Annotated in this window: 2 protein-coding genes; both read left to right on the top strand. The window is 40.9% G+C overall.

The features are described 5' to 3' along the window. Nucleotides 1-714: hypothetical protein (locus NHN17_RS25500; protein ID WP_255045473.1), on the top strand; the 714-nt coding region annotated here is incomplete at its 5' end. Between the two features lie 102 nt (nt 715-816). Beyond that, nucleotides 817-2,439: a hypothetical protein gene (locus NHN17_RS25505; RefSeq protein ID WP_255045474.1), complete on the top strand. Its 1,623-nt coding sequence runs from the start codon at nt 817-819 to the stop codon at nt 2,437-2,439. The last annotated feature ends 340 nt before the right edge of the window (nt 2,440-2,779 follow it).

The raw sequence follows: 2,779 nt of genomic DNA on the forward strand, positions 1-2,779 counted from the left end.
AATAACCAAGTCACCGTTGCAATACCAAACAGCATAATGATGAGTGTGAGCGGTGCGCCTATCGTCATAGATGATGTTGTGAGCCAGTTCGAAACTCATGATGGTGAAGTGATTAACCGAATAAAAATAGAAAGTGTTTCACTAGGCAGCCAGCCTTGGGTTAGCAACCTAGAATCTATTAAGTCTATTACTCTTGCTGGTGAAAAAATTGATACTAATTTGACGTTAACTGCCGATTCAATGGGATCATATAGTAACATCAACGCTAACCTAAAGTTAGCTAACTGGCGCTCTGAAAACCTTATCGACATGATCGATAGTGTCACCAAATTTAATGGTACGCATAATCCAGACAACCAGCTGCAATTTTTGACCACTTTGGTCGGTCTTGCTGATGATGCCGCCAGCCTATCGTTGCAAGTACCAGCCTTAGAAAGTCCTTATGGCGTTACGTCTATAGATCTCTCCTTAGAATATCCTGAACATAATGGTGTAACACGAGATAACGCATTTTCTGTACTGGATAACCTAAACGGCTCTTTAACGTTGGATACTACCTTAGATGATATCCAACAGTTTGTTCCACTCATGTTCCTTCAGCACATGGCGAGTAACAACTTTTTCCATTATGACAGTAAGACTAACCGTATCCGCTCTGAAGTCACATTGGCTAACTCTACCGCTACTATAAATGGCCAACAAATTAGCTTATAAAGCTTTTAATTAATTTAGCGATTGATCACAAGACTTGATTTAAGAGGTTTGACTTCATTTTGTTAGTATCAAAACAGTTGATCATAAAGAAGGATGATATTAGTGAATAAATTTGCCAAATTTGCTGTGTTGTCTGGTGTACTCATTTCATCGAGCTTTAGCTATGCGAACATCATTACTGATCTGTATTCAGTTGACTATCGTATGGGTGCTAACGAGTCACGCCAGTCAGCCCGAGCAGGGGCCATTGCTCAAATCACTGAGCAGGCAGTCACTAAAATGGGTAGTCATATTATTGTGACTAAGGCTCTTGATGGTGATCAATACTCTGAATCAGTTGACATGCTGGGTGCATCATTGCTTAAAGTCAACGTGCTGAGTGATACCATTTCGGACGTCGATAACCATTCGGTGTTGACTGTAAAAGCCCAAGTTTCACTGGATGAAGCCGAGCTCGATAAGCGCCTTGCCCGCATTGACACAGATACTCAAACACAAGCAAAACTCGAAGAAATGACACGGCAAAACTCGCTCCTTCGCCGGCAGCTTATTGGATTACAGTCCCGTAACAAAGACAACATGACCCATGTTGAGGTTGCCAAGCTCGAAAATAGGCAGCGAGAGATTTTGATAGAGCTAAACCATTTACGTGAAAGCTCTAGAATTGTCTTTGAGCCAGGATACCTGCTTCAGTCAGCACGCATTAAAAAAGCCCACGAAGATGCCATTGAAAGTGCCAAAAAAGAGGCCGAACGCCTTCTGGAGCAAGCGCGGCAAAGAGAGCAAAACGACATAATAAATCACGGTATCCAGACAAAACTGACTGACATCATTGCTGTCAACGATACGATGAAGGTGCTAGAGGTCACACCGTATCAAAGTGATCGTGACGGATTTATCAGTATCGATATTCGAACCGATCACTACTACGGTGATGAATTTAACCACGCGGCAGATTTCCGCATGTTTGAAGGGCTAGATTACCATAAATGGTTTATCAACAGGATAAACAATGGTAGTAGTGCTTTTTACGACAGTGATTATGATTACAATTATAATGGTGCGCGAACGTTTCGTCACCAAAGTGATTATAAACGAAAGGGTGACCGGGCAAATAACGAACTTATAAATCCGGGTCCATTTGCTGAACTCTCCTGGGTTGCCAATAAATCCATGTTGCCCCTGGGGTTCTCGAAACAAGTATTGACCTATAGTGATGATCACGGTGTACTAATTTACGCAATTATTGACCTAGGAAATGAGAAAGTTAAATTTCCAGTCCTAAAACTCAGTGGCTATAACAACAAAAATCAATCTTTTGAGACTTTTAACGTTAACCGCTATTTCAATGATACTCGAAGGGCAGCAACCTATAGTTTTGACCTCTGTGTCGATATCACCGATAAGCAAGCCAGTAACGCTAATGCTGTTAACGTGTATTTTGAGCAAGCAAACAACAGCATGATTGATCTTTCTAAGATCAAGACGGTCAATCATTGTAAAGTTCCACATATCACTTCACTATCGCCTAACTATGTTTATGTTTGGGCTCACTATGAATGGTCTAACTTCGACCGTACCACTGACCATTATTCCTATAAAGAAGCTCATGAAAAACGTCGCGTTAGAATTAGTGATAAGTGGGTCGAGCTGCAGAAAAAGGAGTATGAGAAAGAGAAAAGAGAATTTGAGAGAGAATTCTTATCGCGCAATAAAGGAAAATAAGGCAGGCCTTGAAAATTTAGGGATAAGCTATAGAAATAGCTTATCCCTTTTATTTTATTTTATTTTACTGGTTCTAAACTGAGGTCTGACACAGTTTCAAATGGGCGAACCATGATATAACACACCATCGCAATCACAGAAGCCAAAAACGTTGCACCATTATTGGTATCGCCGTAAATAAACAAGCCACTAGATACAACAAACACCAACAATGGCAGTGCTTGCATTAAACGCAGCTGTGATTTGGTACGAAAACGCTCCATAATTGTTGAAGAGCATGATTATTCCGACAACGGAAAGCGTGTCTACTGTGTCCGGGTTAGAGAAAAAACCTAACAAT

Source organism: Photobacterium pectinilyticum (genome assembly GCF_024357955.1).
GTDB lineage: Bacteria > Pseudomonadota > Gammaproteobacteria > Enterobacterales > Vibrionaceae > Photobacterium > Photobacterium pectinilyticum.